Annotated in this window: 8 protein-coding genes; 4 read left to right on the forward strand and 4 right to left on the reverse strand. The window is 66.2% G+C overall.

The genetic code is table 11. The features are described 5' to 3' along the window. Positions 1–9 precede the first annotated feature (9 nt). The 4 genes from D9V32_RS07885 to D9V32_RS07900 form a co-directional block, all read right to left on the reverse strand. A complete protein-coding gene (locus D9V32_RS07885; RefSeq protein WP_121648354.1) occupies positions 10–1,443 on the reverse strand; it encodes a mechanosensitive ion channel domain-containing protein in 1,434 nt (477 codons plus the stop codon). Continuing rightward, the gene (locus D9V32_RS07890) at positions 1,436–3,589 is read right to left on the reverse strand and encodes an adenylate/guanylate cyclase domain-containing protein (RefSeq protein WP_121648355.1); all 2,154 of its coding nucleotides are present in this window, start codon (positions 3,587–3,589) and stop codon (positions 1,436–1,438) included. Before D9V32_RS07890 ends, D9V32_RS07885 begins: the two co-directional genes overlap by 8 nt. Before the next feature lie 144 nt (positions 3,590–3,733). Next, positions 3,734–6,409 carry a polynucleotide kinase-phosphatase gene (locus D9V32_RS07895; RefSeq protein ID WP_121648356.1) on the reverse strand — a complete coding sequence of 892 codons (2,676 nt, stop codon included), beginning with the start codon at positions 6,407–6,409 and terminating at the stop codon, positions 3,734–3,736. Further along, entirely contained in the window at positions 6,406–7,779 is a 1,374-nt protein-coding gene (locus D9V32_RS07900; RefSeq protein ID WP_121648357.1) for a 3' terminal RNA ribose 2'-O-methyltransferase Hen1, read from the reverse strand. The genes D9V32_RS07895 and D9V32_RS07900 overlap by 4 nt, the downstream gene beginning before the upstream one ends. A gap of 159 nt (positions 7,780–7,938) precedes the next feature. On the opposite strand from D9V32_RS07900, the gene D9V32_RS07905 reads away from it, so the two are divergent. The 4 genes from D9V32_RS07905 to D9V32_RS07920 all read left to right on the forward strand — a co-directional run bounded on the left by D9V32_RS07905 (position 7,939) and on the right by D9V32_RS07920 (position 13,532). Next, entirely contained in the window at positions 7,939–9,210 is a 1,272-nt protein-coding gene (locus D9V32_RS07905; RefSeq protein WP_245982173.1) for an ROK family transcriptional regulator, read from the forward strand. Positions 9,211–9,327: 117 nt separating this feature from the next. Continuing rightward, on the forward strand, positions 9,328–10,818 hold the full coding sequence (locus D9V32_RS07910; RefSeq protein WP_121648358.1) for a M81 family metallopeptidase: 1,491 nt from the start codon (positions 9,328–9,330) through the stop codon (positions 10,816–10,818). Then, positions 10,815–11,597, forward strand: a complete 783-nt coding sequence (locus D9V32_RS07915) for a copper homeostasis protein CutC (protein WP_147440429.1) — start codon at positions 10,815–10,817, stop codon at positions 11,595–11,597. The genes D9V32_RS07910 and D9V32_RS07915 overlap by 4 nt, the downstream gene beginning before the upstream one ends. A gap of 120 nt (positions 11,598–11,717) precedes the next feature. Continuing rightward, positions 11,718–13,532, forward strand: coding sequence for a peptide ABC transporter substrate-binding protein (locus tag D9V32_RS07920; RefSeq protein WP_121648360.1), 1,815 nt, complete (start codon positions 11,718–11,720; stop codon positions 13,530–13,532). Positions 13,533–13,549: the final 17 nt, after the last annotated feature.

Consider the following 13,549-nt stretch of genomic DNA (forward strand, 5'->3'; position numbering starts at 1 on the left):
TATGCCGATTTAGGCACCCGTTCCCAGGCGTCGGGCGAGCGCGGCCTCCTCCCGCCTGGTGAGGGCTGCCGCGAGGAGCTGGCGGCGATTATCGCTGGCCTGGCCCAGCTCGAGCGCCAGGCGCGGGTGCTTGGCGATGAGGTGCTCCACGAGCTCCCGCGGTACCGACAGCGCCGAGACCACCCCGACGGCTCGAGCGGTATCCGTTTCGGGCTGCTGGGTATAGACCCCCATACCCACCGATTCCGGCGGTGAAAGCGTGTGATAGGGGATCGCAAAGGGGCCGTCCTCGGCGGCGAGGGACACCCCTCCCTCCATGATGAAGTACAGGTTTGCGGAGGTCGCACCGCGCCGGGTGATAGTCTCACCGGTTCCGAATCGCTCCAACCGGCTCTGCCTCTCGATCTCGGCGGTATCGGCCTCATCGCAGCGCAGGCGCCGGGCAACCCGCTCCGCGGCGGCGAACGTACGTTCAGGGGTTGTCGAAGCATCGCCTCGCTCGCCGTCGAGGCTGAGCCCGGCCCGCCGTGCAGCAAACCAGAGCCAGTCCAGAAGCACCGCGATCGTGGGCTCCTCATCGGCCGGCCGGGCCACCGCGATGGAGACCGTGAACGATCCGGCCCCTCGGGGAACCACCTCGATCACCGTTTCCTGGATTCGCAGCGGAAGATCGCGGGCCACCCCGCGCACGAGTCGTGCCACATCGCTCGGGGCATCGGTTTTCGCAAAGGTCAGCGTGGTGGTGGCCTCATAGTACTGAGAGACCCGGGAGAGGTTGGTGAAGCTCGATCCAGCCAGGGTGGCGGTGGGAATGATGTGCGTGCCGTTTCCGGTATCGATGTGGACCGCGCGCCAGTTCACCTGCACCACCCGGCCTCGAACGGAGCCGGCATCCAACCAATCACCGAGCTTGAACGGTTGCTCAAACAGCAGGAGGAGCCCCGAGATCACCGAACCGGCGGCATTCTGCAGCGCAAGACCAATCACGATCGAGGTCACCCCGAGTGCGGTGAACAGCCCGCCGACATCAGCGCCCCACACCCACTGGAACAGCAGCGCGAAGCACACCCCGATCACCACGAGCTTCATGATGTCGATGAAGATCGAGGGGAGGCGCTGGCGCCAGCTGCCCGTTTCCGCCGTCGCAAACAGGGCAAAGTTCAGCATGTTGATGACCACGAGGATCAGCACAAACCCGAGCACGGTTGCCACGATGCGTGACCAGTTGACCTCGAGGGCGAGATTGTCAATCTGCGTGATCAGGATGAGCAGTGCGGCGAGCGGCAACACAAAGTTTCGGATCAACCGAAGGATTCCCGCCGCGCGGCTCTCCCGGCGCTCCAGTACTCGCAGCAGCTCGGTGCAGATAATGAGCAGCACGGGAAGACCGATCGTGACGATCAGGACCGGCACAAACCAGGGCTGCCGCCACGGCTCAAACACCGCTGGCCGCCATATCAAGCCTCCACACCTGCTGGCTACCGGCCGCGGTTTCCACCATGCCCACCGAGGTCACGGGGAACAGATCGCCGAGCCTATCCACCACCCGTTGGGAGATCAGAATCCCCGGATCTCCCGTGGTGTCCTGCAACCGGTAGGCGAGATTGACAGCCTCACCCCACATGTCGTAGACCACCGATGTGCGTCCGATTAGGCCGCTGGTGACACTTCCGCTGTCCACGCCCGCACGAAGCGCGAGGTTGGTGCCCCACTGCGAGGAGAGCCGGGAGACCAGCAGTTCGGCGGCGTGCGCAAACTCAATCACGCGGCGGGCGCTGTCGACCCGCGGGACATTGAGCCCGCAGCTGGCCAGGTATCCCTGCTTTGTGGTGCGCACACGTTCAACGCCATAGCGCTCCGCGAGGTCATCCATTCCGGTGAGGATCTCGTTCAGGGCGGCGAGAGACTGCCCCGAGTTCATCCCGGTGGCATAGTCGTCAAACCCGATAAAGTCCGCGTACACCACGGTGACATCGGAGTGATCCTCGGCAATGGCCTCGTCCCCCTGTCGGTACCTCTCGGCCACGGCCTCGGGCATGAGGGAGAGGAGCAGACGGTCACGTTCCGCACGCTCGGCATCCAGCAGGTCGGCCTTGGTCTGAAGGCTGCGAGAGAGTTCGTTGAAGGCGCTTCCCACCTCAGCAAACTCATCACGGGTGCCGGTGTCCACCGTCACGTCGCGCTCGCCGGAGGATACCCGTCGTACCCCGCCGAGCAGCCTATTGAGCGGCCGAATGAAGACGCGAGCGAGGAGCAGCGCGATGACCGCAACGATCAGTACCAGGGCACCCGCGGAGAGCATCACTATTCGCGTAAAGACCTCGACCGGGGCGAAGGCCTCGGCCTCATCGATGCTCGCGACGACGACCCAGCGCGGGCCATTGTCAATGCGCAGCGGCGCATAGGAGCTGAGCTTCTTGATGCCGAGATAGCCGGTGGCGAGGGAGGTGCCGTTTTGGCCCTTGAGTGCCCGCTCAACCGGGGTCGTATTGATCTCCTGCAGCAGTACGGTGCCCTTCACCTCAACAATACGCTTCGCCGTAGCGGGTGGGAGGCCGTTACTGATCGCTGCTTTTTCATAGGTTTCTGGATGCTCGACCAGGGCTCGGGAAACACTGCGCATCAGGTGATCCTCGCCCACGAGGTATACCTCGCCGGATTTTCCGAGCCCCTGCGCCTCCCATGATTCGGCACCGGTCAGGGTGTCGTTTAGCTGCTGGATGGGTACCTGCGCGGCAAGGACCCCGGTGATCCCGCCCTCGCGCGTGCCCACCGGGGAGACGATCCACGCGGTCGGGACATCGAGTGAGGGCACGTAGCGTTCAAAGTCCGTGGTGACCACCGTATTTACCGAGTCGCTACGCAGTACCTGGGAAACAGCCTTCGACAGGGCGGACTGATTTTCCGGCGTGTCAAACAGGTTGAGCCCAAGATCCACACCCTTGTACGCGGTGTAGACGATCTGTCCCTCGGTGTTAATCAGCACCATATCCTCGTAGCCGAGGTTGTCGATCAGGTCCCGAAAGTACGGGTGATATCGGGCATGGGCGGCGGACCACGCGCTGCCGTCCCCGGCATCGTTGACGGTCAGAGTCTCGTCGTAGTTGTCGATACCCGACGTATACCGCGCCTGCAGATAAACGCCGGCGTTGTTGTTGGGGAGTAGCCCAATCGCGTCATACCGTTGCCCGCTGCGCTGCTCCAGCTGCGGAATAAAAGAAGATCGGTAGAAACTCAGCACCCGCTCGCGATCCGTCGGGTAGGGGCCTGCCTGATCGAGGTCGCGAAACCCATCATTGAAGGCGACGGAGGCCTCCGCGGTATCGCTGGTGATCGAGTTGAGGCGAACGTTGGTTTGGATCGTCTGGATGGCGTTTTCCACCTCGTTTGCCCGCAGCTCGCGAATGGTGGTGAGCTGCTTGAACGCCGCCGCATTGAGCGAATCTCGCCCGTTAGCGTAGCCGATAATTCCGGTCACGATGATCGAGATCAGACTCACCGCGAGCAGCATTATCAGGAGCTTTGACTGGATCCCCAGCCCGCCCGCCGGCCGCCTGAACACTCGTCGAACGGTTCTAGACTCGGTCATGGCGCTCCTCTGAAAATCGGCGATGACGATTTCGACAGAAACCGCCGGGGCGGTGTTTCGGATGCTCTCTATACCGTTATATCTGTCGGGAGAGGACGCTGTATAGATCCCCTGATCGAGGGTGCTTTTTCTCAGAGTCTCCGGCTATAGCCGCGGATCCACCGGCTCGGATTCCAACGCGAGTATGCCAAACACCGCCTCGTGTACGCGCCACAGCGGCTCGCGCTGCACGAACCGGGTAAGGGCCTCGATTCCGAGCGCATGCTCGCGCAGGGCGAGGGAGCGTTTGAGCCCGAGGTGGCGATCGCGCAGCCGGGAAAGCTGCCCGGGATCGGTGTAATCGGGGCCGTAAATCAGGCGCAGATACTCGCGTCCGCGCACCTTGAGGCCCGGTTGGACGAGTCCGTTCTTCTCGAACGTGGTGCCCGCATACGGCTTGACCACCATGCCCTCGCCACCCGCGGCCGTGAGTTCCAACCACCAGTCGGTGGCGGCCGAAACCGAGGCGGGGTCGGCGGCGTCCACGCGCAGGCGGCGGGTGGTACGGAACGTCACCGGATCGGCTGCCACGAGCGCATCGGCGATTTCCAGATGCCAGCCGTGATCGCGCTCATGGTGCACCGCATCGCGAGAGGCGAGTAGCTGAAACGGCGCAAACTCAACCCCGTCGAGGCCGTCGACCGGCCACACGTATCGGCGATAGGCACGGCTGAAGTCCTCAATATGCCCGAGCCGAGATGTGGTGCGCTCGGCCTCGCCTGCCGCCTCGACCCCGCGGGCGAGGGCGAGCGCGAGGTCCGCCCCCGCGGCCCCGAGGCTCGCTCGGGCGGCCGCGGCGGTCGCGGCATAGGTGCCCCGCAGCAGATCTTCGGCCTTGAGCGACCAGGGCAGCAGCTCGCCATCCAGGAGCAGCCAGTCGGTGTCGAGGCGCTCCCAGAGACCGGCAGTTTCGGCCGCCGAACGGATCCGATCGAGCAGGGTTTCGGTGGTTTCGGCATCAAAGAAGGTGCGTCCGGTACGCGTAAAGATCGCGCCGGTAACGCCCGCGGGGGTACCCAGGAGCGTGGCGGCCGCCGCGGCATCCCGGCACACCAGCACGTGGGCGCGCGAGCCCATGTGCTTCTCCTCGGCGATCAGATCGGTGACCCCGGCCGCGAGATACCCGGCAAACGCCTCGGTGGGATACTCCAGATATCCCGGCTCCCGGCTGGTTTCCACCGGTGCCATCGTGGCCGGCAGGGTGGGCAGCAGATTGGGGGAGAGCGCGAAGCGGCTCATCACCTCGAGCGCTCCGGCCGCATTTTCCGGGCGGATCGCCACCCGCCCGTGCAGGGCGGTTTCGATCGAGCGCCGCCCCAGGACGTCCTCGAGGCGCAGCTCATCGGCGGCGCGATCCCCGGCGGCCACCGGAACGGCTGGTTCGGGCAGCGCAGGCGCGGCCGTGGGGGTCGTCGCGGGTGTCGCTCTCGGCACGACCGCGGCGGCCACACCCTGCCCCGCCGGCACCGGCACGTCCTCGGGATCACCGAGCGGGCGGCGCGGCTCGGCATACTGACGCTCGGCGGGTACCTGCACGAGCTCGCGTTCGGGATAGCGCAGGGCGCTCAGCTTATTGCCAAACGAACAGCCGGTATCCAGGCACAGGGTGTTGTTCACCCAGCGGGTCTCGCTCAGCGGGGTGTGACCGTAGAGCACCACCGCGGATCCCCGATAGTCGCGCTGCCAGGGCAGGCGAATGGGCAGGCCATAGTCGTCGACCTCCCCGGTGGTGTCGCCGTAGAGCGCAAAACTGCGCACCCGACCCGAGCTGCGCCCGTGATAGGCCTCCTTGAGCCCCGCATGGGCGACCACGAGGTTTCCGTCATCGAGCACCAGGTGCGACACGAGCGAGTACAGCCAGGCCCGCACCGCCTCGGTGAACTCCGTCGGCTCGGCCGCGAGCTGGGCCAGGGTGTCACCCAGGCCGTGCGCGAGATTGACCTTCTTCCCACCGAGCGCGCTGATCAGCGCCTGCTCGTGATTTCCCGGCACCACGAGGGCATGACCGGCGGCGTGCATACCCATGGCCAGGCGCAGCACGCCCACCGAGTCGGGGCCGCGATCCACCAGGTCGCCGAGCAGGATCACCCGGCGGCCCTCGGGGTGCACGGCATCGACGGGTCGTCCCTCCGCATCGCGCGCAATGTCGTAGCCCAGCGTGGTGAGCATCGTTTCCAGCTCACTCAGGCAGCCGTGCACGTCGCCGATAGCGTCGAACGGACCGTGCTGATCGCGCAGATCGGTGCGCAGCCGCTCCCGAACGATCACCGCGGCATCGGCCTCCTCGGGGGAGGAGAGCACGTGGACCCCGCGCAGGCCCTCGCGGCCGAGCGACTTTCGGGAGCGCCGCAGGGCGTCCCGCTGGCGGGTAATCACGGCATCCGAGTTCTGGCGATCCGGGCGGTTGCGATTGCGCTCACGACATACCGCCTCGGGCATATCCAGCACGATGGCCACCGGCAGGACGTCGTGCGCGCGTGCCAGTTTGATCAGCGAGGCTCGCGATCCCGGCTGCACGTTGGTGGCATCCACCACGGTGAGCCGGCCCGCGGCGAGGCGCTTACCCACGATGTACTCGAGCAGGTCGAAGGCGTCGCCGCTCACCGACTGATCGTTTTCATCCCCCGAGATCAGCCCGCGGCAGAAATCGCTCGAGACAACCTCGAACGGACCAAACTTTTCGCGGCCGAAGGTCGACTTGCCCGAACCCGAGGCCCCGATCAGGAGTACCAGCGACACCTCGGGAATGCGGATCTCGACGGGGCCGATCTGCTCGCTCATGCTGCTCCTCGGATAAAGGTGGCCAACTGGGTGGGGGCGCCGGTCTCGGCATCCTCCGGGCCAAGACCGGAATAGGAAACGTGATAGCCGTGGGTGGCGGCCACCCGATCGGCCCAGGCGGCAAACTCACGCCTCGTCCACTCGAAGCGATGATCCGGATGCCGGAAACCACCCGCGGAGAGCCCCGGATAGTGCACGTTGTACTCGGCATTGGGCGTGCTCACCAGCACGTGAGCGGGCCGCGCGTGGGTAAACACCGCGTGCTCCAGGCGTGGCAGGCGTTCGGGGTCGAGGTGCTCGATGACCTCCATCAGCACCATCGCGTCGGCACCGGCGAGGCGGTCGTCGCGGTACGTGAGGGAGGACTGCACCAGCTCGAGCCGGGCACGCTGCGACTCCGGCATGCGGTCGAGCCCCAGCGCGCGTTCGGCCTGTGCCAGTACCGAGGGTGAGACATCCGCCCCGATTACCCGGGTGAAGCGGGCATCGCGCAGCAGCACGCTCAGCAGCGCGCCCTGCCCACACCCCATATCCACCACCGTCGAGACGGGCAGCTCGCGCAGCCGTTCGAGGATGCCGTCGCGGCGCTCGCGGGCGAGGGAGACGCGCGGGGTCGGGGTACTCGTTTCCGGTTCTGCGGGGGCTGCGCCCGCATCGAGTCCGGCGTTGGCCTCGGCCACGTACTCGCCCTGATGGATCAGCGCTCGCCGCAGGATCAGCTCGCGCAGCGGATGCCCGGCCAGCCAGTCACCGCCGTGACGCAGCAGCGTCTGCGCCTCGCTCTGGTCCACCCAGTAGTGCTTTGCACCATCCAGCACCGGCAGCAGCACGTAGAGCTGGCTGAGCGCGCGCGACAGCACGGTCTCCTGCTCGAGCACGACCCGGCGAGCCGGGGCGTCACCCCAGGCGGGAATCTCGGGGTCCAGCGGTTCGATCACCTCGGTAACCCGCCACCCCAGCGGTTCGAACAGCTCGCGGATCAGCTCGCCACCCGGCAGCGCGGGAATCTCGACGCGCAGCGGCAGCGGCACGGCGACGATATCGGCGCGGGCGGTGGAGTTGCCGGCAATCGCGGTGGAAAACACCTGCCGCAGCGCCACCGCGAGCAGCGAGTTCGCCGCATACGGGCGATCGTTGACGTACTGCCCGAGGGTGAAGGAGTCGCGGGCAACGCCGCGGCCCCGGACCAGATCGATCGGATCCACCTCGACGAGCAGGCCCACGGTGACCCGCTCGGGCTCAAACACCGGGGTAAACACGGTGACCGTGCTGCCGTTTCTTTCTCGCCGATGCACGCGGTCGGGATGCTTGTGTAGGAGGTGGTTCAGCCCCGGGGCATGCTCGCCGGTGAGGGTGATCGACAGGTACATGCGGCCATTCTTGCACGCGGGGTTTTCGGGGTGGGGGAAGCGGGCAGAAATCTGCCGAGCGCGTCATCCGGCGAGATATTACCGCGACTTTCGAAGAACCTTCCTCCAATCACGGACTAAGTGCGGTAATGTGCGAGAACGTACGCACCAGGAGGCACAGTGACCGCCCACCCCACATTTCCCTCGGCATCCGAGCCCCGCACTACCGCGCCGCTCGAACGGGTGGTTCCCGGGGTTCCCGCCCGCGGTCGCACGGGTTTCACCCAGGCCGTCGGATCGAGTGCCGGATCGCTGTTTCACCTGATTCGCACCGGGCAGGCCACCTCGCGTGCCGAGCTCGCGCGCCTCGCCGGGGTGTCGGCCTCAACCGTCGCGATGCGGGTCGAAGAGCTCATCGCCGCGGGCTATCTAGAGGAAACCGGCAAGGGCGAATCCACGGGTGGGCGTAAGCCCCGCTCGCTCTCGCTGCGGGTGGGCAACCAGGTGGTGGTGGGGATCGATCTCGGTGAGCATCACGCGTCGCTCGGGGTGCTCGATCGCCGTGCCCGCCTGATCGCCGACTCCCTGGAAACCGTCTCCCTGGTGGATGGCCCCGAGGCCGTGGTGCGTCAGCTCGTGGACCGCAGCCGCGCGCTCGTGGCCGAGGCCGGCGAGGGCCTGGAACTCACCGGCATCGCGATGGGCCTGCCCGGCCCAGTGGACTCGCGCACCGGCAAGCTCGTGGCCCCCTCGCGCATGCCCGGCTGGAACGGGGTGGCCGTCCGCGAGCTCCTCGAGGCGTATTCCGGGCTGCCCGCGCGGGTGGATAACGACGCCAACATCATGGCGCTCGGCGAGTACGTCTATCGCGGCCAGGACATCGACAACATGGTCTTCGTGAAGGCCGGCACGGGTATCGGCTGTGGCGTGATCGCGTCGGGCGAGCTGCACCGTGGGTTCCGCGGTATTGCAGGCGATATCAGCCACGTCTCTCTGAGCGATGCCGAGCCGATTCCCTGCTCCTGTGGCCGTCTCGGCTGTCTCGACGTGATCGCCAGCGGGTCCGCCATCCTGGACTCCCTGCGCGAGGAGGGCGTCGAGGTCGAGTCGATGAACGAGCTGATCGCTATTGCGCGCGATGCCCATCCACTGGCCACTCGCTACCTGCGCGATGCCGGGCGGCGCACCGGTGAGGTGCTCGCGACCATCGTCAACTTCTTCAACCCCGAGGCGCTGGTGCTGGGCGGCAAGCTCTCGCAGTCCGAGGCGTTTGTGGCCGGCGTGCGCCAGGCAATCTATACGCAGTGTCTGCCGATGGCCACCGATTTCCTCGATGTTTCGGTGAGCGAGGTGGGCTGGCTCGGCGGCGTGCGCGGCATCGGCTGGGCCCTGCTTGAGGAGATCGTGGACCCGGCTCGGATCGACGCCGAGCTGCGTTCCGCGGTAAGTTAGCGCGGAATCGAACTAAGTTACTCCAAAAAATACGAAATATATTACGTGCTTGTTACGTTTTTGGAGTTTTAGGGCTGCGGGGTTGCCCCGCGCTCCCGAACTGCCGATGCTGGGGTTATGAGCACTTCGTTCCCCGCTATCCCGCGCATCGCGATCGCCGGCTTCGCCATCGAGTCGAGCACCTTCTCACCGCACCGCGCCGACTTCCGCGACTTCCCGATCGTCACCGGTGACGCCCTCGTGAACCGCTACGCCTCGATTGCCCCGGGCACCGAACTGCGCGACGCCGCGCGGTGGCTGCCCGTACTCGGTGCCCGCGCCATTCCGGGCGGCCCCGTGCTGGCGAACGTCTACACGAGCATTCGCACGCAGATCCTCGACGGCCTCGCCGCGCTGCTGGCCGACGGCCCGCTCGACGGCGTCTTCCTCGACATTCACGGCGCAATGAGCGTGGACGGTATGGACGACGCCGAGGGCGACTTCGTCTCCGCCGTGCGCGAGCTCGTCGGCCCCGACACCGTGATCTCGGCCGCGATGGACCTCCATGGCAACGTCACCCAGCCGCTGCTCGATGCCGTCAACCTCATCACCTGCTTCCGCCTGGCCCCGCACGAGGATGCCTGGGAAACCCGCGACCGCGCGATCATCAACCTCGTGACCGCGCTGCGCGAGGGTCGCACCCCGCTCAAGGCCTGGGTGCGCGTGCCGATCCTGCTGCCCGGGGAAAAAACCAGCACCCGGGTGGAGCCCGCGAAGAGCCTGTATGAGCGCATTCCGGCGATCGAGGCGCTGCCCGAGGTCGTGGACGCCGCGATCTGGGTGGGATACGCCTGGGCCGATGAGCCCCGCTGTAACGCCACCGTCGTGGTCACCGGCTATGACCGCGACGTGATCGCCGCCCGCGCCCACGAGCTGGCCCGCGCCTTCTGGGACGTCCGCGACGAGTTCGAATTCGTGGGCCCGCCCGGAACACTGGCCGAGGCGGTGGACGCCGCGCTCGCGAGTGACACCCACCCGTACCTGATCAGCGACTCCGGTGACAACCCCGGTGCCGGCGGCACCGGCGACGTCACCTGGACCCTCACTCAGCTGCTCGCCGATGAGCGCCTGACCTCCGAAGACTCCCCGATCACCCTCTGCGCCTCGGTCTTTGACCGCGATGCCCTCGACGTCCTCTCCCGCTCGCCCCTCGGCGAGACGGTGGACATCGAGGTCGGTGCCCGCGTGGATCACGGCCCCGCCGGCCCCGCCCGCGTCGTGGGTGTGCTGCACTCCCTGCACTCGGGCGACCCGGCCGCGGGCCGCATCGCCGTCATCCGCGTGGGTGGGCTGCACGTGATCGTGACCGAATTCCGCAAGGCATATCACGCGGTGACCGACTTTACGGCGATCGGGCTCAGCCCGAAGGATGCCCAAATCGTGGTCACCAAGATCGGGTATCTCGAACCCGAACTCTACGATGTGCAGCGCGGATGGACCCTCGCCCTCACCCCGGGCGGCGTCGACCAGAACCTCGAACGTCTCGGACACCACCGGATCGACCGGCCAATGTTCCCCTTCGATACGTTCGACCACGAACCCGCGCTCGAGGCAGTGATCCTGCCGTGAGCGCACCCATGGAAAACAGCGGACGGCCCGCGGTCACCCTCGAAATGGCGGTCGGCGATCTCGCCGGCACGCGCATTGCGACCGACCTCGGGCTCGACCGAATCGAGCTGTGCGCCGGGCTGGAGCTCGGCGGGCTCTCCCCGTCGGATGGTCTCGTAGAGGCCGTCCTCGAACAGGCGCACACCGCGGTTACCCCCGCAGAGGTGCACGTGCTTGTACGGCCCCGTCCGGGTGGATTCGACTTCACCCCGGACGAGGTGGCCGTCATGATCGCCGAGGTGCGCTCCTATGCGCGCCGCGGCGTGGATGGTGTGGTGATCGGTGCGCTTCGCGACGGCGAGCTCGACCGTGACGCCCATGAACGGCTGATTGAGGCGGCGGAGGGGATCCACGTGACCCTGCACCGCGCATTCGATTACGTTCGCGATCAGGCCCGCACCCTGGAGTCCCTGCACGGCTCCGGAATCGGGCGAATACTCACCTCGGGTGGCGCGAGCAGCGTGGGGGATGCCATCTCCCGCCTGCGCGAGCTGGTACCCCTCGCCGGCGACATCACCCTGATGGCCGGTGGCGGGCTCTCGCCCGAGAACTGCGAGGCCGTGGCGGCGACCGGGGTGGGTGCGCTGCACTTCTCCGCTCGCTCGGCGCGGCCGGCCGAGGCCGGGGTGTCTCTCGGATCGGCCACCGGTGAGGGCCCGGGCCTCGTGTGGTCCACCGATCGCGATCGCGCCGCTACCTTTGTGCGTTTGCTACGCGCCGGGACCCCCACCCAGGCGTAGTTATCCGAACGTGACCTGCTCCGGCTACCCGGAGGGGGTTAATTCGTGTAACAGTGTACTTACGCCAATTTTCGAAGCAACTTTTGAATTAATTTGGCAATGCCAAAACAAGGAGGTTTGATGCGTACTTTATCGACCCGTCGCTGGGTGGCCACTGTGGCCGCCGCGGCCGCGGCAACCCTGATCCTCGCCGGTTGTGCCGGTGGAACCGAAGACGGCGGAAACGGCGGAGGCTCCGCGAACAAGGAGTCCGTCAGCTACGCCCTGCCCGCGGGCACCGGCCCCAACTGGCTGCTGCCGATGTCCCCGCCGGACAAGATGGCCACCCACAACAAGGCCCTGAAGTCCACCATGTGGGTCCCGCTGTTTGAATACGACGGCACCGGCGGCGCAATGGGCTGGGACAAGAAGGCCTCGGCCGCCAAGTCCTACGAGTTCTCCGCGGACGGCTCCTCGGTCACGATCACCCTGAACGACCTCAACTGGAGCGACGGCAAGCCCGTCACCTCCCGCGACGTCGAGTTCTGGTACAACCTAGCCCGCTACAACAACACCAAGATCGGTGGCTACTCCAAGGGCAACATGCCCGACAACGTCACGAAGTTCGAGATCAATGACGACAAGAACTTCACCCTGACCTTCGACAAGGTGTACAACCAGGACTTCCTGCTGGCCAACCAGCTGACCCTGATCTACCCGATGCCGCAGCACGTCTGGGACAAGTCGGCCGATGGCGAAGCCGTGGGCGACCTGGACCGCGACGAGGCCGGTGCGCAGAAGGTGCTCGACTACCTGTTCAAGCAGGCCGAGGACATGTCGACCTACGCCACCAACCCGCTGTGGAAGACCGTCTCCGGCCCCTACACCGTGGCCAAGTGGACCGACGCCGGCCAGGTCGAGCTGACCGCCAACGAGAAGTACACCGGCGATGACAAGGCGAAGATCAAGAACGTCACGTTCATGCCCTTCACCTCGGCCGACGCCGAAATGAACGTCGTGCGCTCGGGTGACGTGGACTACGGCTACATCACCTCCGCTCAGCTGAGCTCCAAGGCCCAGTTCGAGGACCTCGGCTACACCATCGACCCCTGGAAGGGCTGGTCGATCACCTACATGCCCTACAACTTCGCAAACCCGAAGATGGGCCCGGTCTACAAGCAGCTCTACGTGCGTCAGGCGCTGCAGCACGCAATCGACCAGAAGTCGATCTCGGACGTCATCTGGAAGGGCGCCGCGACCCCGGGGTACGGCCCGATCCCGCAGGAACCGGCCACCGACTACCTCTCGGACGAGCAGAAGAACAACCCGTACCCCTTCGATCTGAAGACCTCGGAGAAGCTGTTCACCGACCACGGTTGGGCCAAGAACGCCCAGGGCGTGCTCACCTGTGAAAACGCCGGTGCCGGCGACAACCAGTGTGGCGAGGGAATCGCCGCTGGTCAGGCCATGAACATCGTGGTCACCACCCAGAACGGCTCGCAGGAGACCGACAACATGATGGCCGAGATCAAGTCCTCGCTGCAGAAGGTCGGCGTGAACATGACGATCGACGCCATCCCGCTGGACTCGGTCCTGACCGAGGCTCAGAGCTGCAAGACCGGTGGCGACTGCAAGTGGGAGCTCGTCTTCTTCGGCACCGCCGGTAGCTGGTACTTCTCGGCCTACCCCAACGGTGAGCGCGTGTTCGCCAAGGACACCAAGTGGAACGCCGGCCAGTACGACAACCCCGAGGCCGAGAAGCTGATCACCGATCTGACCTTCTCCACCGATAAGGACATCGCCAAGAAGTACTCGGCGCTGCTCGCCACCGACCTGCCCGTGATGTGGATGCCGAACCCGGTGTACCAGGTCTCGGTCATCAAGAAGGGCCTCGACATCGGCGGCCAGCAGGACCCGGGTGCGTCGTTCTACCCGCAGCGTTGGTCCTGGAAGTAATCGGATAACACCCCTCT

The sequence above is a fragment of the Mycetocola tolaasinivorans genome (genome assembly GCF_003667565.1).
GTDB classification, from domain to species: domain Bacteria; phylum Actinomycetota; class Actinomycetes; order Actinomycetales; family Microbacteriaceae; genus Mycetocola; species Mycetocola tolaasinivorans.